At 47.6% G+C, this 17880-nt stretch carries 21 protein-coding genes and 3 pseudogenes; 2 read left to right on the forward strand and 22 right to left on the reverse strand.

Annotation, left to right across the window (positions count from 1 at the left end; translation table 11 throughout):
- Together PVOR_RS17925 and PVOR_RS17930 are read right to left on the reverse strand one after the other, a co-directional pair.
- Positions 1 to 1592, reverse strand: a pseudogene (locus tag PVOR_RS17925) (collagen-like triple helix repeat-containing protein); the annotation flags it as partial.
- 534 nt (positions 1593 to 2126) lie between these two features.
- Positions 2127 to 3107, reverse strand: coding sequence for an aldo/keto reductase (locus PVOR_RS17930; protein WP_006210846.1), 981 nt, complete (start codon positions 3105 to 3107; stop codon positions 2127 to 2129).
- A gap of 110 nt (positions 3108 to 3217) precedes the next feature.
- On the opposite strand from PVOR_RS17930, the gene PVOR_RS31990 reads away from it, so the two are divergent.
- Both PVOR_RS31990 and PVOR_RS31995 read left to right on the forward strand, forming a co-directional pair.
- Complete coding sequence (locus PVOR_RS31990; RefSeq protein WP_234973010.1) at positions 3218 to 3640, forward strand: GntR family transcriptional regulator; 423 nt, start codon at positions 3218 to 3220, stop codon at positions 3638 to 3640.
- Between the two features lie 18 nt (positions 3641 to 3658).
- Positions 3659 to 4651 carry an aminotransferase-like domain-containing protein gene (locus tag PVOR_RS31995; RefSeq protein ID WP_268741805.1) on the forward strand — a complete coding sequence of 331 codons (993 nt, stop codon included), beginning with the start codon at positions 3659 to 3661 and terminating at the stop codon, positions 4649 to 4651.
- 168 nt (positions 4652 to 4819) lie between these two features.
- Here PVOR_RS31995 and PVOR_RS17940 read toward each other — a convergent pair whose 3' ends face one another.
- The 20 genes and pseudogenes from PVOR_RS17940 to PVOR_RS18030 form a co-directional block, all read right to left on the reverse strand.
- Entirely contained in the window at positions 4820 to 5191 is a 372-nt protein-coding gene (locus PVOR_RS17940) for a glyoxalase superfamily protein (protein ID WP_255308604.1), read from the reverse strand.
- A 136-nt stretch (positions 5192 to 5327) separates the two neighbouring features.
- On the reverse strand, positions 5328 to 5963 hold the full coding sequence (locus tag PVOR_RS17945) for a DedA family protein (protein WP_006210848.1): 636 nt from the start codon (positions 5961 to 5963) through the stop codon (positions 5328 to 5330).
- Between the two features lie 17 nt (positions 5964 to 5980).
- Positions 5981 to 7219: an MGDG synthase family glycosyltransferase gene (locus tag PVOR_RS17950; protein WP_006210849.1), complete on the reverse strand. Its 1239-nt coding sequence runs from the start codon at positions 7217 to 7219 to the stop codon at positions 5981 to 5983.
- A gap of 70 nt (positions 7220 to 7289) precedes the next feature.
- Positions 7290 to 7860, reverse strand: a pseudogene (locus PVOR_RS17955) (YqaA family protein).
- 370 nt (positions 7861 to 8230) lie between these two features.
- Positions 8231 to 8878, reverse strand: a complete 648-nt coding sequence (locus PVOR_RS17960; RefSeq protein WP_006210852.1) for an HAD family hydrolase — start codon at positions 8876 to 8878, stop codon at positions 8231 to 8233.
- Between the two features lie 31 nt (positions 8879 to 8909).
- Complete coding sequence (locus tag PVOR_RS32000; protein WP_006210853.1) at positions 8910 to 9302, reverse strand: zinc ribbon domain-containing protein; 393 nt, start codon at positions 9300 to 9302, stop codon at positions 8910 to 8912.
- A gap of 19 nt (positions 9303 to 9321) precedes the next feature.
- The gene (locus PVOR_RS17970; RefSeq protein ID WP_083811708.1) at positions 9322 to 9807 is read right to left on the reverse strand and encodes a GNAT family N-acetyltransferase; all 486 of its coding nucleotides are present in this window, start codon (positions 9805 to 9807) and stop codon (positions 9322 to 9324) included.
- Positions 9808 to 9846: 39 nt separating this feature from the next.
- A pseudogene (locus PVOR_RS17975) lies at positions 9847 to 10544 on the reverse strand (YjjG family noncanonical pyrimidine nucleotidase).
- A gap of 40 nt (positions 10545 to 10584) precedes the next feature.
- Positions 10585 to 10842, reverse strand: a complete 258-nt coding sequence (locus PVOR_RS17980) for a hypothetical protein (RefSeq protein ID WP_006210856.1) — start codon at positions 10840 to 10842, stop codon at positions 10585 to 10587.
- Positions 10843 to 10851: 9 nt separating this feature from the next.
- Complete coding sequence (locus PVOR_RS17985) at positions 10852 to 11436, reverse strand: GNAT family N-acetyltransferase (RefSeq protein WP_006210857.1); 585 nt, start codon at positions 11434 to 11436, stop codon at positions 10852 to 10854.
- Between the two features lie 157 nt (positions 11437 to 11593).
- Positions 11594 to 12340, reverse strand: coding sequence for a GNAT family N-acetyltransferase (locus tag PVOR_RS17990; RefSeq protein ID WP_006210858.1), 747 nt, complete (start codon positions 12338 to 12340; stop codon positions 11594 to 11596).
- Between the two features lie 110 nt (positions 12341 to 12450).
- Complete coding sequence (locus PVOR_RS17995; RefSeq protein ID WP_006210859.1) at positions 12451 to 12993, reverse strand: GrpB family protein; 543 nt, start codon at positions 12991 to 12993, stop codon at positions 12451 to 12453.
- A gap of 24 nt (positions 12994 to 13017) precedes the next feature.
- The gene (locus PVOR_RS18000; protein ID WP_006210860.1) at positions 13018 to 13695 is read right to left on the reverse strand and encodes a hypothetical protein; all 678 of its coding nucleotides are present in this window, start codon (positions 13693 to 13695) and stop codon (positions 13018 to 13020) included.
- 175 nt (positions 13696 to 13870) lie between these two features.
- On the reverse strand, positions 13871 to 14320 hold the full coding sequence (locus tag PVOR_RS18005) for a GNAT family N-acetyltransferase (protein ID WP_234973011.1): 450 nt from the start codon (positions 14318 to 14320) through the stop codon (positions 13871 to 13873).
- Positions 14260 to 14415 (reverse strand): hypothetical protein, encoded by a 156-nt coding sequence (locus PVOR_RS32005; RefSeq protein WP_234973012.1) that lies wholly within the window; start codon positions 14413 to 14415, stop codon positions 14260 to 14262. Before PVOR_RS32005 ends, PVOR_RS18005 begins: the two co-directional genes overlap by 61 nt.
- 47 nt (positions 14416 to 14462) lie before the next feature.
- A complete protein-coding gene (locus tag PVOR_RS18010; protein WP_234973013.1) occupies positions 14463 to 14744 on the reverse strand; it encodes a DUF3139 domain-containing protein in 282 nt (93 codons plus the stop codon).
- A 156-nt stretch (positions 14745 to 14900) separates the two neighbouring features.
- Positions 14901 to 16067: a purple acid phosphatase family protein gene (locus tag PVOR_RS18015; RefSeq protein ID WP_006210863.1), complete on the reverse strand. Its 1167-nt coding sequence runs from the start codon at positions 16065 to 16067 to the stop codon at positions 14901 to 14903.
- Positions 16068 to 16236: 169 nt separating this feature from the next.
- A complete protein-coding gene (locus PVOR_RS18020; RefSeq protein ID WP_006210864.1) occupies positions 16237 to 16638 on the reverse strand; it encodes a NusG domain II-containing protein in 402 nt (133 codons plus the stop codon).
- A 215-nt stretch (positions 16639 to 16853) separates the two neighbouring features.
- On the reverse strand, positions 16854 to 17324 hold the full coding sequence (locus tag PVOR_RS18025; protein ID WP_006210866.1) for a hypothetical protein: 471 nt from the start codon (positions 17322 to 17324) through the stop codon (positions 16854 to 16856).
- Positions 17325 to 17339: 15 nt separating this feature from the next.
- Complete coding sequence (locus PVOR_RS18030) at positions 17340 to 17879, reverse strand: redoxin family protein (RefSeq protein ID WP_006210867.1); 540 nt, start codon at positions 17877 to 17879, stop codon at positions 17340 to 17342.
- Position 17880 lies beyond the last annotated feature (1 nt).

A 17880-nucleotide genomic window follows, 5' to 3' on the forward strand; every position in this document is an offset into this window, starting at 1 on the left:
GTAGATCCCGTTAAACCCATGATTCCTGTTGGCCCGGTTATTCCGGTAGCTCCAGTTGCTCCAGTCGAGCCTGTTACTCCGGTGGCTCCTGCTGCTCCTGTAACGCCGGTTGGGCCTGTAGAACCTGTAACCCCAGTTATCCCTGTAACTCCTGTTGGACCGGTGGCTCCGGCAGCTCCTGTCGCGCCGGTTGGGCCTGTTACTCCTGCTGAACCTGTGTTACCAGTTACACCGATCGGCCCGGTTGAGCCTGTCGGACCTGTCACTCCCGATGAGCCTGTTACACCGGTGTGGCCTGTTGCCCCGGTTATCCCAGTTGCTCCTGTGACACCAGCGCTTCCTGTTGGACCTGTAACGCCTGTTGGACCAGTAACTCCCGTAATTCCGGTTATTCCAGTCGGGCCTATTGCCCCGGTTGGGCCTGTGACTCCCGTTGATCCAGTTACTCCTGTTGTTCCTGAAACGCCGGTTGCTCCTGTTGGACCTGTTGCGCCGGTTGCTCCGGTGACTCCAGTCGAGCCGGTTACTCCGGTTGCGCCAGTAGATCCTGTTGAACCCGTGGCTCCGATTGCTCCTGTGACACCTGTGCTTCCTGTTATACCTGTAACGCCTGTTGGACCGGTTAATCCCGTAACTCCGGTTACTCCCGTTGAACCCGTGCCTCCGATTGCTCCTGTAACGCCTGTTGCCCCGATTGCACCAGTGGTTCCCGTAGCACCTGTTACTCCCGTTGGACCCGTTAATCCCGTAGCTCCGGTGACTCCTGCTGAACCTGTTGCCCCGGTGGCTCCTGTCAAGCCAGTTGGACCGGTTGCCCCTGTGACTCCTGTAACGCCAGTCGGACCTGTTAATCCGGTTACCCCCGTAACTCCATTGGCACCAGTTGCTCCTGCTGAACCTGTTGCCCCTGTTGCCCCTGTTGCGCCGGTTGCTCCGGTGACTCCCGTTGCCCCTGTTACTCCAGCCAGACCAGTTGCTCCCGTGTTACCTGTTATTCCAGTCGAGCCTGTAGCTCCCGTCGCTCCTGCTGCACCAGTCGGACCTGTTAATCCGGTTACCCCCGTAACTCCGGTGGCACCAGTTGCTCCTGCTGAACCTGTTGCCCCTGTTGCGCCGGTTGCTCCCGTTGCCCCAGTGACTCCTGCGCTACCGGTTGCTCCTGTTCCTCCAGTCGGACCGATTCCTCCCGTTGCCCCGGTAGCTCCAGCAACCCCTGTTACACCCGTTGCTCCCGTATCTCCTCTGGTACCCGTCATCCCTGTAGCACCTGTTTCGCCGGTCGGGCCCGTCGCTCCTGTTATTCCTACCTCACCGCTCATGCCGGCTGCCGCCAGCAAGGTATAATCTGCCGATGCTCCGGGGATCCCCGTGGGATTGGCGACATTGACCAAATACGTACTACCATTGTATGTCACGACTTGATCCAACGGATAAGACTGACCTTGAGCTGGATCAAATGGTATAACCCCGTTTAAGCCTGCGCCTGCAGCAGCAAGCAATGTATAATCCGGCGACATGCCCGGAACGCCTTGAGGCGAAGTGACATTTGCAAGGTAGGTGCTGCCGTTATAAGTAACGACCTGACCTTGCATATAGAATAAACTTGATCCTGGATCAAAACTGACAATTCCATTTAATCCTTCACCTGTTGCTCCTGTTGCTCCTGCACCACCATCTGCTCCGCTATAGCCAATGGGTCCTTGAGGTCCCCTGACCCCCGGAGCTCCCGTTATACCTCTGGGTCCTCTTCTAGCGAGAACTACTTTTCGTATACATTTCCCACGTTTTCTTTTATGGTGATGATGATGTCGTTGCTTTCTATGATGTGACCGAGATTGTCTTGAAATGACCAAGCGATTTTTCCGAAGCGATTTTTGGCGACTGATCTTTTTCATTATTTTTTTTCGTTGAAGTACACGCTGTTTAGGCTTATTTCTGAGCGATTTCCGAAGAACCCATTTTCTTCTCAGCTAATTTCACCTCCTCGTTTTCGACTCGGTTGCATAAGTATATGAGAAATAACGCCTACCCTTGAATGATTAAAAATATTTAGCGTGATCATCAAGCAAAAAAAAGTCCCCCGGATGTTTCCCGGCGGACCTATTTTCTTCAACACCCAATGCCATTCATGACGAACCTAGTATTCCTTCGACTTCATTTATCTGCGCCTCCGACAAAGGTCCAAAAGCAGCTGCCCCGATCAATTCCTCCACCTGCTTCCTGGTTTTAAAACCTGGGATCGGAATTGTCACATGACTTCTCCCCCAAATCCATGCAAGCGCCCCTTGAACTAAAGTTCGATTTCCGCTCGTTAAGACCTCTCTGACTGCCTCAAGCTTTTGGAGGTACGAAGGTACCGCCTTACCATTCTTAAAATAGGTAACCCATTCATGACGGCTTCCCCTTACATCCTGATCACTGAATCTGGAATCATGATTGAATTTTCCGCTCAAGAGGCCCATAGCCAGAGGAGTATTATTAATGCTGGCTAGACCATAACGTTCACATAGAGAGAGCATTTCCTTATCATCACTAAGCACATTCAATACGTGCTGTATGGCAGCTGCTTCCGATTTTTGAGCGAAGATTTGGGCATTGGCTACATCCCATGTGCTCCAGCCATATGTACGGATCAGCCCTTCTTGACGAAGTTCATTCAAACTATCGATGACTGTATCGATTTCCTCTAAACTTAAACCACCTACATGAATTTGGTACATGTCAACATAATCCGTTTGAAGACGTCTCAGGGACCTCTCACACGCATGACGAACATATTCTGGTGTTACATCGTGACGAGTGAATGCTTCCTTGGTTGACTCATCATAGGTATATCCGAATTTGGTAGCAATGACCGCTTCGTGTCGTCTTCCCCTCAACGCACGACCAAGCACCCCTTCGCTATGCCCTGTTCCATATACATCCGCAGTATCAAAAAAGTTTACACCCCTTTCTAACGCTGCATGAATCCCTGCAATCGATTCAGACTCATCGACCTCCCCCCATCCGTCCGGCAAGCCATCTAACGTAAATTCCCCACCGATTGCCCAACATCCCAACCCAAGCGGACTTACGGATATTTCCGATCTGCCTAACATCCTGTTCATGTCATTTCCTCCCTTTTCGGATCACTTCAACATCATTATAATAAGGACAATGGTTTATGATTAGATCCAATATTCGCTGTTATACAGGAACCAATTAGAGGAGGAAAATCGTGTACGGCATTTACGTGGACCGTGAATCTAAGGTACCGGTGACGCGTCAGATATGCCAGCAGTTGCGAATGATCATCGAATCGGGGCAGCTGTCGGCTGGAACCAGACTGCTTCCCACTCGCGTTTTCGCTAAGGAATGGGGAATTGCGCGCAATGTTGTCATCGAGGTATATGAGCAGCTGACAGCCGAAGGATATCTGGATGGTCGGGCAGGATCTGGCACCTATGTGGCCGAAGGAATCTTCCCCTCTTCCGATTCGCGTATTCCCACAATTTCCAGCGGAGCGGCAGTCCAACCACAGCCTAAACCGGAGCGTGAACAAATCATTGATTTTGCGACAGGGGTTCCTGACCAAAAATGGTTCCCTAGGCAAATCTGGGCGAAATACTTGAAAGAAGCAGCAGAAGGCACGTTGTCGTGAACGAACATAATTACGGTCATATACCAAGGCGATTTATCGCTTCGGTCCGCGATATGCGAATATGTATACCGCTCCAAGGGCATTCAATGCACAGCCGAACAAATCATGATTGTTTCGGGCGCTTCCGAAGGTTTTTTTCTCCTGGCCAAATCATTCGCTCCAAAGTTTCATTCCTTGTACATAGAAGATCCAACAATCGATTTTACACAAGAGATTTTTAAGCTGATGGACTATCGTCTTGTCCCTGTTGAAGTCGATCTCAACGGAATGCGTATCGACTTCCTTACGAGTATCACTCCGGGTCATCTTGTTTTATTAACACCGTCACACCAGTTTCCTACTGGGAGCCTGCTGTCCATTCAACGCAGACATCAGATTATCCGGATGGTTGAAGAAGCGGACTCATTCGTGATTGAAGATGATTATGATAGCGAGTTCCGTCTTCGGGGAATTCCTGTACCCCCTCTACAGACCCTCTCCCCTTCCAGAGTCATCTATGTGGGAACGTTTAGCAAAACCTTATCGCCCAGTCTTCGGATCGGATTTATAATTGTTCCGCCGAGTCTAATCGATACCATTGCCGAAGTGAAAGATAAACTGAATTTGCACACACCCTTTATCATTCAAAAGGCATTAAGTCAGTACATTCTGGATGGCCAACTGGAACGACATATCCATAAGATGAAGAAAGTGTACAAGAAACGCAGGAATTTCATGACGGAACGGCTTCAGCACTTATTCGGTAATGATATTTCCATTCTGGGCGATGAGGCAGGCATGCATCTTCAGATCTCTTTTCATCCGAAAGCGTACGCTCTTCTTCCTTGGAATGATACGGCTGCATACGGCTTCCAAGCTGAAACGATTTCGAAATACAGGATCACCAAGCCGAGCCCCTCCACTCCAACCGGTATTGTATTAGGGTACGGGAACCTCACAACAGAAGAGATTGAGGAAGGACTGAGCAGAATTTATCAGTATGCTTCTCAGGCAGGGATACCTCGTGAATGAATACTTCTACAACCAAACAAAACGGCCTGTCCGCTTATTGCGAGCCGAGCCGTTTCATTGGAATACTTCTATGTTCTTCTACTTGCTGCACTTCAATCTCCTCGATCCGATCAGTTACGCAGCCGTCCAAAACGCATTCAGGATTAAACCTGGCTTCTCTATCGATTATTACGACTCTTCATAAAAAATGATTTTATTACCGAATGGGTCAATGACACACAGCTCTTTACTGTTCCAAGGCGCGATCTCGATGCCAGGTCTGGAGTATGGATAATTTTTCTGGATCAGTTGTTCATGAAAATGCTCAATCCCTACCAGGTCCACCCGAATGGCTGCGCCGGGTGAGCAGTCTCCATAATGCTCCGTCAAATGGATTTTTAACGAATCCCTGGATATCTGCATGTATAGCGGTGCGGAATCATCAAAGCGATGTTCCCAATCCAAGGTGAATCCAAGATATTGGATATAAAATTCTTTCGCCTTCGTTTCATCGAATACTCTGAATAAAGGTATGATTTCGCTCATAACTCTCCCTCCCATGTCCTGTTTATTCTATTCAATCACTTACCTAAATCTCTTTAAACGCATTATGTATGTGTGCAGCTACGCTGTAAGCAGCGGTTGCAAGGGCATTCAAATCTGCAGACCTTTTATTTTAAAATGCAAATCATGCCATTCATTCATTTCTGGTGGCATTGGAGAGCTTTTTGGCTTTCTCACGTTTAACGCGATTCCACACAAGCAGGATAAGAAAGGAACAAGCCAGACAGATAAAGATTACCTTCAGATAATGTTCGACCACATTCAGAATATACTGCCACTGCTCGCCAAAGATATAACCTATGCTGAAGAAGGATATTACCCACGCTGCGACCCCCGTGTATCCATAGATCCATACCGTCCGGTAAGGTACTCGAATCATGCCGATAAAGTACCCGATGAATTGCCTCACCCCGGGGATGAAAAAACAAATAATGAGCAGCTTATTTCCATACTTGTTGTAATACACCTGTGTTTTCTCCACAAGGGATGGCTTAATGAAGAGCCATTTTCCATAGCGTTCTATGAGCGGCATCCCCAGCTTATATCCAAGGATATGGGTAATGGTTAACCCTATGGCTGCCCCTATAAAAGCTGATCCAAATGCAGGGACCATCTCAACGATCCCCTTATAGGTCAGGAACCCGGTGTAGGTTAAGGTGCTGTTTCCAGGAGGAATTGGAAGAGCAATAAAATCAAGGGGCAGCCCAATCAATAACACCAAATAACCATATTGTTCAAATAACTGCTCAACCAATTCCAACAAATTCATGGATAAACTCCTTCATCTTACCGATAACTGTCATAGTAATGGTGTAGGGCCTCGTTCTCAAAGACCTCTCTGTTCAGCACCCCGTACGGTACAGCTGTTATGTCGTCTGACCATTCGCGAAGCCGATAGCTCTGTTGAATATGGAGCAATCTGGTCAGAACCGATAGTGCGGAATCTTTATGGGTATTGATTGCGGCTTTGTGCTTCATCTCCTGCAGAAGTGCCGGAGTCGTAATCAACTTCAGCAATTGCTGTTTCAGTTCACCAGCCATGGCTTGCTGAGCCACGCCGATTCCCACCAGATAATCCGCATTATCCTGCTCTTGACCCGGCAGCGGTTTAACTAATAACATAGGACGCTCCATCGTCAACGCTTCGGATATGGTGAGTCCTCCTGGTTTTGTCACCATCAAATCAGCCATCGCCATCAATTCATGCATACGATCTACATAACCCATGACCGTTATTTGGGAATGATCCGAAAAATCCTCCTGCAGCGATTGATACAACTTCGTGTTACGGCCGCACACGATCATAAATCGCACATTCTGCGGGTATTCCCGTGATTTCATCCATTCGATAACCTCTTTATCGATCATGCCTTCTCCTCCGCCCATGATCAGCACAACCTGCTCAGATGCATGTATGCCGTAATGGTCTCGCAGCCGGCCCTGATCCACCGGTTGGCTGTAGAGAGGATTGACGGGAATTCCGGTGACTGAGATTTTTTTACTTGGCACGCCTTTGCGCTCCAGTGCAAGCTGTACGACATCAGAACCCACCATATAATAATCCGTGTGAGAATGTATCCAGTAGCTGTGATCCGTGTGATCCGTCATGACGGTAGCCGTTGGCACATCGGTAAAGCCCATTGCTTTCAATAAGGACATGCCTGCTGCTGCCGGGGGGAACGTACTGACTACAATTGCCGGCTTCTCCGTCTCCAGCATTGTGCTGAGTTTATGCAGGCTGAAAGTACTGAAGCGCTTCAGCATCTGAATTAGGGTGTTTTCCTCACGTGTTTTTTGAAATAGATAACCGTAGACGGATGGGAAATGCTTCATCCACTGCACAAAGAAATACTGGCCTGCCACATGCAGCCGTGGATGGGTTAGCTCCATATAATCCATTACTTTAACGCGCAGATGAGGGTAGTTTTTTTTAGCTGACTCCACAATGGCCTTCGACGCCTGGTTGTGACCCTCTCCCAGGCTTCCGGTTAATATTAATATTTTTTGCTCATTTATGGATCTCATTGATATTACTCCTTATCTAACGTTATGTGTTGCTTATTCGTTAATCAAAACTTCATCATCGAACCATCAATCATTCTTCACCTGCCGTCACATCAATCGAATCTTTTGGAGGCTGCACCACTGAGGTCTCAGAGCGTTTTTTCTTGCGGTTCTTAATCATCCGTACTGTGAACCAAACGCCCCCGATCAGAATCCCAACAGACAACAGAATAATCGTGAGTACACTATCCACCATATTCTCAGCTGCGCGGCCGTAAACATAGAACAGCACGCCCACGGTATAGAACTTCACTGCGCGGCCGATAGCCGCATAACTGAGAAGTTTCCATAAAGGATAGTTCATGCAGCCAGATAGAATGGTAAATATTTTAAAGGGAATTGGCGTGAAAGCTCCAACAAGTATGGCAGCTTCGCCATGCTTGGTGAACAATGCGGTTGCTGAATCATACCATTTTTTCTTCATGATCTTGTTTAAGACTAAACTGCCGGAAACTTTTCCAATTCCATAACCGATAGGCGTTCCAATCAAACACCCTGCAAATCCGATCGTCGCGAGCCAGATCGCCCGGTCCGGGCTCAGAGCGCTCAGGGACAGCTGCGAGAACAGTGCCGGAATCGGAAAAATAAATCGCATCGATCATGGCATGAATAAATAATCCGATATCGCCTAAATTACGTAAAAAATACCATCAGGCCTTATCTCCTCTGCTTGGTTACCACCTACGCAACCCGTATATTGTGCGATATCGTTGTTTAGAATCAAATCAGTAAGCATCCGTTCACATTCCTCTCCCGTGTCTTGTTAATGCAAGGATATCATGATCGGAGAGGGTTATCTTCCGTCTTCAGACGATATTCATCCTAGACTTAGGTCTAGATACTAATAGTAGATATAATATAGTAGATATAGTATAAACGAGTTTTATGATCAATAAGTTGGGTTTATGTCCATTTGGTGTAAAACAAAAAAAAAGCCCAGCCGCAATTCGCGGCCAAGCTCTAGGTAATATTCTATTCGAATTGGCAGATCTGCGCAACTTCCGAAACGGCATGCACCACATAATCGGCTTGGGATAAATCCTGATTTCCCGAATTCGGATTCACGAAGCCGATGCATTTCATCCCTGCCGCTTTCGCTGCGGCAACACCATGGCGGGCATCTTCAAGCACCATGCAATCTTGTGGCTTCACCCCCAACAATTCGGCAGCCTTGAGATATACATCCGGTGCTGGCTTCCCTCTCTCCACTTCTTCTCCACTCACAACGCATTCAAAATGATCTAGCAGATCAAACTTGCGGAGAACGGCCTTAATGAATACAGGTGGCGATGATGACGCAATAGCCGCCGGAATATTCCGTGCTTTGAGCTCTGCCAGGAGTTCCCGTATGCCATCGATAGGCTCCATCTCACTTGAAGTCAGCATTTCGATTTTGTTGGACAACTGGTATTCAATAATTTCTGAAACGGATGGAGTCAGATTATGCTGTTCTTTCACGGCTGCCCACATCTCCGGATTGGTCATCCCCACGTACTGCTCCAGCTGTTCATGGGTTATAGCCGACCCGTAATAGTTCATAACCTGAATATCCACTTCAAAGTGCATGGGCTCGCTATCAATAATGACGCCATCCATGTCGAAAATAAAAGCTTGTATCATGTTCATACCCCTTTGTTGTATTGTTTCTTGCTTAACCCCATATGATATCCAGCACCGTTCCCAGCGCCCCGGATTTATGGCCCCGCAGGACATCGGGATTGAATACCTCTACGAATCCGCACCGGGTGCAGGATACGAACAAATAATGGTGATAATCGATATCGAAAATTTTGCTAACACCGGTACCGCTCATGCTAACTTCCTGCGAGATGCAATCCCGATGACCACAGCGTCGGCAATTGAATTTGCTGATCATCAATTCCTCCATGCTGAGGCAGCCCGCTTCAGTTAATGGATCACTCTGGACGCTTGTCTCTTCATCCGGCCCAGATATCAGATGCTCAGGCAATACCTCGTGTTTACATACCGGACACGTCTGGTCAATCAAAGCTACATCGCTCGCACACCATGGGCATTGAACCACACCAGCACCTTCCTCCCAATCATGTAGACAACAACGTTCTCTCAAACCCTACTCGTGAATACCCTTCGGCAAAATAATTAAGCTCGTAACGGGTTTGTTGGTATCCGAGGCGTTTGTAAAAGTTGAGAGTACCTTCATTCCCAGGGTGACCCAAGGTGAATAAAACGGCTGTGAAATGGCCTCGATCCCGAATGCCTGCACATACGGCATCCAGTATGCCGGCGCCAATTCCCTGCCGTTGATATAACGGAGAAACCACCACACCAACAATTTCATATCTTTTCAGATCAGAATTCCATATGTATCCAGCATGACCCACAACATCTTCTGTATCCCTAACAGCCACCCAGTATTTCGCATCATCCTTATGTTTTAAATAAAGATTCCACCTTTCAGGATACAATCGCTGGACAAAGCCAGGAAATTGCAGTGGATGTCGCCCCATTAGCTCCAACACAAGTTTACAATCTTGTTCCTGAAGAAGTCTATAATGGATCATACTCATGATACCTCCATATTCATCCTGCCCATCGAAACCGATCCTCTAAAACGATATAATATCGTGTAACTCCTCCAGCGTATGGATCTCATACTTGGGTTGAATGGACGTGGAGTTCGCCTTGCGATGCGGGTTATACCAGCAAGTATCAATCCCGTAACGAATGCCGCCCTGTATATCGGAAGTTAGAGAATCACCAACGATGAGGACCTCCTTCTTATCGGGGTAGTTCAATTTATCGAAGGCATAATCAAAAATCCCTTCGTGGGGCTTTTGAGAACCGGCATCCTCCGAGACGATAATACATTCAAAGGCATCACATAACGCAGAACCGTGAATTCGGTTAAACTGTACTTCCTTGATTCCGTTCGTAATGATGGCCATTCGCTGCCCGCGTTCCGCAAGCTGACTGCATAGCTCTTTTGCCCCTTCGATCAGGTATGAGCCCTGCCCTAGATACTTAATGTAGGTATGACTGAATGCATCGGCATCCAGGTCACATTCAATACTGTGTTCGGCCAGCAGCCTTTCAAATCTGGCTGTTCGCAGTTCACTCTGCGTAACGCTTCCTTGCTCGAATTCGTTCCATAACTGCTGGTTAATACGCCTGTAGCTGTCCACGATAGCAGCCGTGCATTCCTGATCGATCTCGCCAAATGAACCTGACAATGCAAAAGCCTCCGACTTGGCATAATCATACAACGTATCACTCTGCAATCGAATAATATAACCTTATATCGCAACGATGTGCCTCCTCGCATGCTTTATTCTTATTTACGCTGCTTACTCCGATGCCGATTCGGATGGCAGATGTTCTCTGGACTTTTGATTCAGTTCATGAATCTTTTGTCTTTTTTGATGGACCACATAATCCCTGCCACTCTTCACCAGCTTCATCTGATAATGGAGTATTAAAGATAACATTGTAATCATAACACCTGCAGCCAGCATAATCATGATCCACACATCCACTGCCAAGAGCATAATGAGCAGCAGCTCAACGACGATGAATATCCCTGCTCCCAAGGCAAGAGTTTTCATATTACCTCCTTAACCCTCTTTGCTGAGCCTATAGTAATGATGAAGCTCCTGATCGAGCTCGACCTCGCCGACGTACGTAAACCCACATTTTCGGATAACTTTATTGGAAGCCTCATTGCCGGGCAGAGCAGCAGCACATAATTCGAGCTCCCCTGTATTCTGGAACAAAAACTCGATTAATCCCCGAGCAGCCTGGGTTGTATATCCCTGATTGTGATGCCGGTTGGACATTCCATACATGATTTCCCTGTTAGGATAAGGCAGCCCGTCCTTGGGTCCTGTGTTGCACCAGCCAATGGTCTCTCCGGTATCCTTCAACACAATAACTAATCGCAGACGCAGTTGGCCCACATCCCCGCCGTCCTGAACGGCTTGCAGGAACTGTCGATTCTCAACCATCTCATAGTTGGTCAGCCAATCAAGGCGCTGTTCCTTCGGCACATCCCAACCCGGCAGGTACTGCCTGATCTCCGGTTCATGCGTGATCTTGTATATGGCATCCAGATCCTCCAGCATATATTCCCTAAGAACAATATCCTCACATTCAATCATAAAGGGTTTGCCTTGCGGATCGGTCATTGTATAATTGTTCAAAATAGTCCTCCTACATTCATTTCCTTAACGAATCCGGCTTAGACTGCTTCCTCTAAAACCGGGTCTTCCGCAGCCTCTTCCATGATTATACAACGGTTACTGATACAGAGTAACCCCCGGCGCGCGAGGCACAGAGGCTCGAACCCCCTACAAGCACCTAACGCACTACCTGTTTACGTCTATACCAATACGTATAAATCTCTTTATACTGTAACCGATCATACAAACGGTTAGCTGCAACATTATTTTGTATCACTTGCAGATAACTGCAAGTTGCACCTTTCGCTTTTGCCCATTGAAGGATGTGCAGCACCAGCTGCTTGCCGAAACCCCGATTGCTGGCAGCTGGCGAGGTGGCAATATCATAAAGCCCGAGAACCCCCTGCTCCAAAGCTCCAATCCCGCAGGCTACGGGCTTGGATTGATCATATAGAGTAAAGAATCCGTATGGAATAGCAGATTGACATAACAACCTTCTCGTAGTTGCCAGATCCTGCTCTGACTGTCCCGTTATCACTCCCAGATTATGAAGCCAGCCATCGCTTACATGCTCCTGAACGGTCACTTCATGATGAGTAGGGGCCTCGATATCATGCAAATGCTCCAGGATTCTGACACTGGATGGATCAACAACAGAGTAATTCATAGAATCTAATGTTGAATCCAGATCGGGCGGGTTGAATGGCGTGATTTTGAAAATAACATCAAGTCCGGCATCTGCATAACTTCTCTCACATAGATGAATCTGTGCGTGAAGATCTATCGGATGTTCTGAATATAACGCGCTGATTGAGTTGGACCTCTTCGTAAAACCGTCTGCAAATCGCAGCAACCAGCCATGCTGGACCACCGTCTGGATGGCCGGCCACGCATTCAGTGTCAGTTCTTCAATTCGCTTATGCATATTTACCACTCCCTATAACCCGTTTAGAATAAATATACATTTTATCGAAAATTTATTCAATAATTTGAGCAAATTGATAGGAAGCTGCCGGTTACACGCATGCCTCTCCTCTAGCTTCCAAGTACACGCTGGATAAACTCTGTTTTTGCAGCCGTGTATGCCTCTCGATCATCCTGATTCTCTTGTGCCAGCTTCACTTTCAATTCAGCATATTGCTGAGCCCACTTAGGCTGCTCCCTAAGCCGATCCCGAAACTGAAGCTGCTTCTCCCATCTCGGCTCCTTGTCCAGCATCAGATGCAAGTGACACTCTCGCCGATCATTCCTGACTCTGACAAAAAATCTTCGGTACGTTCTCCCATCCAACTCTGGTGGAACATAGCTCCAGCGATGCACCTCCAGCATCTCAGCTATACAGTCAATCTCTTCAAAAGATTGGATCTTCGCCATGACATCGATAATCGGTTTTGCCGGCATCCCAGGTATGGACGTGCTTCCGATATGTTCGATCTGCACAACACCATATTGTGCCAGCAACTGCTTAAGTTCGGCAACCTCATGAAGTCCTTTGTTAAGCCAGGCAGGATCCGGTGCGGCAATACTAATCTTCTCCGTTGCCCAATCGGGCCAAGCTTCCTGATGAAACTCCCCCATGTCATTCACCTCGTGTTTAATTGGTTAAGGTCTGTATTGTTCTTCTAATAGGATGGCAGAGTCTCCCGCATACCGCACATGAAACAAACGATCTACGAGATTCATCGTGACCATTTCATGAAGCTTCACTTCAACCGTTCTTGACCCGTCCAGTACATACAGCAATGCATCCGTTGGGAGGTGTATATGCGTATCGTCTGTTACCGGATTGCGAATATAGAATCCATTGCTTAAAGAAGCAGTGTCAGGAACGCCATCCTCGGCGGCAGCTTGCTCTGCTGCTTCAGCTGAGAACCATTCTACATCATCCAATACAAGGGAATAGCCGGCAGCTTCCTTCTTAACAGCTAGAATAAAACCCAGCTTTTCCTTAACCTGAGGCAGATGATCTACGATCTGATTGAGTTTCTTCATATCAGCTTGGACCTCGGAAATGGCCTCGTCGCTCATGCTGCTGACCGCCACAGCCTCCTGTTGCTGATGAGCATCGGATTGTGGATTAACACGATCCATCTGCGTAATTTTGGACTGGGCCAGCAGCATATCATCCTGTAATTGCTTCATGTTCTCTTCCACTCTTTGAATGCTCTGGGCATTCTCTTGCTTATTCTTATGTAAGGCGTTGAATAATACCAGATTTGAAGCTAAAGACACGATGATTAACAATATCAAACCGATGGCAACCTTAGGCTTTTTGGACATACACGTACCCTCTCCCGATCGATAATCAACAGCCTATATTTCGAAATACAATGGGGCCGAAGCATGATACCCCCTCCACAGCGCTGATGATATTGATATAACGCAAAAAAACGAAGACCCAGCCTCAAAAACTCCCGTCTCAGGCCTCGAGTCTCGGTAAAACGCTTCAAGCACTTTACTCCAGGCGTTCATTTCGGATAACCATATGAAGATGGTCCTCCCACACACCGTTAATTTTCAGGTATTTGATTGCCAGACCCTCTTCATAGAAGCCTAAGCGTCTCACCACATTCAACGAGGCTGCATTCCTCGGCATGATATTGGCTTCCAGCCGGTGCATCTCCAGTGTATCAAAGCAATGGGATACGACAGCGCTCAGTGCTTCGGTCATATACCCATTTCCCGTGTGACTCTGTGCCAGCTTGTAGCCGACATGCCCCGATTGAAATACGCCCCGAACGATGTTGCTGACCGCTACGGATCCGATGATCTTGTCATCCTGATGCAGCCACACCTTGAACAGGGAGCCGTCAGCTATACTGCGTCTTTCCGCCGCAAGAAGCTCTACTTGTTTACCAATCGTAAAGTATCCGGTTCCCTTACAGGCTCCCAAATTTTGAAGCAAGGCTCGTTCCCGACGATAAAATCCACCACTTCTGCTGCCCGATCCTGATCCAGGATCTTCAACTGCAGACGTGATGTTTGCCATGCAATGGACATGTGATGCTCCCCCTTGTAAACGTATCCAATACGTAAATAATATCATATCAATCTCTAGGATTATAATGTTTCAGTTGTGATCGGGTAATTCCGCGAGCTTCTCCCTCGGGAGTCAATTGGTACTCGAACTGCATAATATGGTTGTGCGCAAAATAGATGTATTCGACTTCTGGCTCATCCTTAAAGATCACAACCGTATAAAATGGAGGCAGCTTCACTCCCCATATGCCTTGAACGGACTGTATCTCTTCTTGCCGATAATGCTCTTCTTCAAGAAGGTAAGCGTTGACCCTTTTGGCATAGAGCATTTCATTAACCTGTACGTACACAATGGGAGACAATACAACAGCACCAACAGAATCAATAGTGTAATTTTGAACTTCTTCATCCTATTCCCCTGAACCCTGCGCAACAAATTGATCTCCATCCCATATCAAGGTAGACTCGATTTCTTTTCCTTTCGAGTTATTATAATAACTTTTTTATTAGATGAAATCTCTTCTGCCCTCAGTGTTTTTTCGTATCTGCAGTTGGTCAAATAACCGCCCCTGGTCATCGACGGCACGCAATTCCAAACGGTCCGTTGTAACAACCACTTGAAGAAAATGCGGTACGGCCAAGGACTGCGATGTATGCCACTCTCTCTTGGGAAGCAGCCAGTCCGGCATGGCCCCGGCACCACCTGCTACAATGTAAACAATCCCATGATCGTAATCAATTATCCCGTCTCGGAGTGGATGGCTTCGCTCATATACAATCATGTGCGAGTTCATAACCAAATCCACTCCGTACTCTTCAAATACCGGACAGAGCTGCCGGAGAGCCTCCACTTGGTAACCGCCTGAAACATACGGTGGATAGTGAAAAAACACGATGTTCCACCGCGCAGACGACGATTCCAAATCACGCACCAAAAAATCATATTGCGGATTTCCCGGACCCATCACCCCGGAGCTGTAAGGATAATCTTTCTTTTTTATCAAATCCGTGCTGTCCAAACAGACGAAATGAACATCCCCATAGTTGAAGGAATAATAGTTCCGAGGTTCAGGAAAAGCAAAAAGGTCATAATACCAGGATGCGTTGTCCTCATGATTCCCCAGGCAGCTGTAAAATGGCGTATCCACAAAAAAATCGCGGCCGGGTCCGAAGAAATATGTATTCCAATCCTCATCGTTCTTCCCGTCATTGACAACATCCCCGACAAATAAGGCAATATCGGGTCTATACTGCTTCATCTGGCTGAATATCCTCTGATTGATAAGGCCGTCAGTAGCATCAAACCCGCTGTATCCTCCGGTTTCGCTGGTCACCGTAAAGGAGATTGGCACACCGCGTCCTGCCGCGGTCTTGAACATATACAGCTTGGATTCAATCTCACCTGAGTCATTGCGTGAGTGGATCTTGTAATAATAGATGGTCCCCGGCTCAAGGCCCTCTACTATAATTTGGTGAATCCTGGATTCAGACCCGACAGTGAACGTGCCGAATGGCTTATCCGGCAACTTGTAGTTCCCTTGATATCCGCTGTGTATTCGCTCAGCCAGCAAGATGTCCACTCTGGAGGACGCAGGTAACGAAGTTTCCCACATGACGGTTATACAATGCTCAGCCGGGTTTTGGAGATACGGTCCTTTTACAATGGAAAGCATTTTACTCCCCCATCCATTTTATTTCTCGGCAATGTGTTGTTATGACGACTCATCCTCTAATTATAACGATCTTTCCGCGAAAAAGTTACGAGTGCTTCACCATAACATTGGTCTTGAAAAACCGAAAAAAGCCGACTTAATCAGCCGGCTCCTCCACTATTCTATTCGCTTATCCAACCACGGCATCCAGATCCGACTCTCCCTGTTCAGTCTCCGGAACCAACACTTCAACCACGACTCTTGTCGGAACGCAAATGATCTGCTGGTATGGCTTTGAAATAAACCCCATATCCAGTGCAATGCTCTTCGGAGCATCCGAATATATCATCTGTATGCCGTAATCATAAACTTTCAGCGTGTTATGGCCATATTTGGTCTTAATATCAATGACACGCTCGTCTCCGATCAAAGGGACCGTCTCATATTCCTTACCATTGACCGTGATCAATGCCTGGAGCTGCCCCTGCTCATACGCCACATGCTGATGGCTCCACCACTGAAGAACCGTTACAGATCCAATAATCAGGATCATAGTGAACAAAATGATATCCCCTCGTTTTACTTTAGCCATGGCCGCATGCCCCTTCCAACCCTATTAGGAAATTAAGTATGCATGATTTACGGCCAAGTTGAAATGATTTCCGTCATAATCTCCAATTTCCTGGATGATTGTCCGGCTAACAGCCTGTACAAACGAAAGGGGGACCTGTTTATTTGTCCATTGGTCCGAAATCAGCATAGGTTCGGCTGAATTTTTGCGTGAATGCGCTGATGATTGCGAACAGCTCAATACATATCCGTTGACCTGCATGCACAGATGACATAACGTCCATAGACCTGTGCGCCCTGATAACACCAATCCCGTCCGATGTAAGGATGCGCTTGTTGGGAGATGCAATCCTGACACTTCGCCCGCTGCCCGACCGGATCACTTGTATACCACCACCCGGCGGGATAAGGACATAACCCTTTGCAATCAGTGATTACCGTGTTGGGTGTACAAACGATATAATCTGAAGGGCAGGAGGCGTCTGCCCCGCAGCCCGTGCAATATTGTCCGTGCGGAGGTCTGCAAGGGCCCGCGGCGAACGAGATTTTGACGATTTCATCATCGTCAGGCCGAACCAATATCTTGGCCAGCGTCTCTGCCGTCTTTTGCGCAAATTGGTTCAGAAGCGATTTGCGATTCATTTTCCGGGTAACCTGACTGATCAGCACCTGTGTCTCTTCATCCTTGCTTTCCGGCTTCCGCCACATGCTCTACACCCCTTCTTAAGAAGCTCTTGCTGCCTTCGCATACGCCTCGAGCTGTTCCCGGCTGTTAACCAGTCCCTTGTGCCGAATGACACCGTTCGTATCCACCGCATACGCATAAGGTGTAACCTGCACATCCAGATGGTTGGCAAACTCCGAACTTACGATAAGCACCTCATCCTCATATGCGATTTTTCGGATATAATCCGATGCTAAATCCACAGACGAGAATAACAGCAGGACCGGTTTCACGTTGTTCTTCTCGGCAATCCGCTTGAAATCCGGCAAAATGTCGGCGCATTCCTTACACGTCGGTGAGCCAAAAAGCATTAAAGACGGCATGCCCATCAGCTCGCTGGTGGACCACTCAGTTCCTTGCAGCTTTGTTGTCACGGCTTCGGGAATTTTTTTGCCGACAGGAATACCGGATTGATTCACGCCCCTCGCGGTGCCCATCACCATAATTCCCAACTGCCGGAACAGGACCAGATTCAGAATCACCAAGGGTACAACCAGAAGCCATAGAATGGAATAAGAGATCCAGAAGAATGTGTTCATT

This window comes from Paenibacillus vortex V453 (genome assembly GCF_000193415.1).
Lineage (GTDB): Bacteria > Bacillota > Bacilli > Paenibacillales > Paenibacillaceae > Paenibacillus_AQ > Paenibacillus_AQ glucanolyticus.

Coding starts and splice junctions, on each gene's coding strand:
- PVOR_RS17930 (WP_006210846.1), bottom strand. CDS start 3,107: ATGAACAGGATGTTAGGCAGATCGGAAATATCCGTAAGTCCGCTTGGG.
- PVOR_RS17940 (WP_255308604.1), bottom strand. CDS start 5,191: ATGGGAGGGAGAGTTATGAGCGAAATCATACCTTTATTCAGAGTATTC.
- PVOR_RS17945 (WP_006210848.1), bottom strand. CDS start 5,963: ATGAATTTGTTGGAATTGGTTGAGCAGTTATTTGAACAATATGGTTAT.
- PVOR_RS17950 (WP_006210849.1), bottom strand. CDS start 7,219: ATGAGATCCATAAATGAGCAAAAAATATTAATATTAACCGGAAGCCTG.
- PVOR_RS17960 (WP_006210852.1), bottom strand. CDS start 8,878: ATGATACAAGCTTTTATTTTCGACATGGATGGCGTCATTATTGATAGC.
- PVOR_RS17970 (WP_083811708.1), bottom strand. CDS start 9,807: ATGAGTATGATCCATTATAGACTTCTTCAGGAACAAGATTGTAAACTT.
- PVOR_RS17980 (WP_006210856.1), bottom strand. CDS start 10,842: ATGAAAACTCTTGCCTTGGGAGCAGGGATATTCATCGTCGTTGAGCTG.
- PVOR_RS17990 (WP_006210858.1), bottom strand. CDS start 12,340: ATGCATAAGCGAATTGAAGAACTGACACTGAATGCGTGGCCGGCCATC.
- PVOR_RS17995 (WP_006210859.1), bottom strand. CDS start 12,993: ATGGGGGAGTTTCATCAGGAAGCTTGGCCCGATTGGGCAACGGAGAAG.
- PVOR_RS18000 (WP_006210860.1), bottom strand. CDS start 13,695: ATGTCCAAAAAGCCTAAGGTTGCCATCGGTTTGATATTGTTAATCATC.
- PVOR_RS32005 (WP_234973012.1), bottom strand. CDS start 14,415: ATGTCCATTGCATGGCAAACATCACGTCTGCAGTTGAAGATCCTGGAT.
- PVOR_RS18015 (WP_006210863.1), bottom strand. CDS start 16,067: ATGCTTTCCATTGTAAAAGGACCGTATCTCCAAAACCCGGCTGAGCAT.
- PVOR_RS18020 (WP_006210864.1), bottom strand. CDS start 16,638: ATGGCTAAAGTAAAACGAGGGGATATCATTTTGTTCACTATGATCCTG.
- PVOR_RS18025 (WP_006210866.1), bottom strand. CDS start 17,324: ATGTGGCGGAAGCCGGAAAGCAAGGATGAAGAGACACAGGTGCTGATC.
- PVOR_RS18030 (WP_006210867.1), bottom strand. CDS start 17,879: ATGAACACATTCTTCTGGATCTCTTATTCCATTCTATGGCTTCTGGTT.